This window comes from Candidatus Methylobacter oryzae (genome assembly GCF_003994235.2).
GTDB lineage: Bacteria > Pseudomonadota > Gammaproteobacteria > Methylococcales > Methylomonadaceae > Methylobacter_A > Methylobacter_A oryzae.
Genome location: NZ_RYFG02000004.1, coordinates 1 through 211, shown reverse-complemented (window position 1 = coordinate 211; position 211 = coordinate 1). Strand labels below are relative to the sequence as shown.

The 211-nt window shown below is 52.1% G+C and carries 1 pseudogene; it reads right to left on the bottom strand.

Annotated elements, in window-relative coordinates:
- Nucleotides 1-211, bottom strand: a pseudogene (locus EKO24_RS22480) (hypothetical protein); the annotation flags it as partial.

Sequence of the window (211 nt, the reverse complement as noted above, 5' to 3'; positions counted from 1 at the left end):
TGGCATTTCTCGGAGCCGGTCAACTGTTTGAGTTCGCGGTGAAATTCTTCAACCTGCCAGCGCACGTCGTTCGCGTGTTGAGCGACCTGCGTGGTCAGGTTATCATCCAGCTCATTGGTGATGAGCCAGTCAATGTCGCCGTTTGGGGCGACCAGCTTGAACAATTTGACCTTGAACGGTACTTTTTTCAGTTTGACGACGACGCCGAATT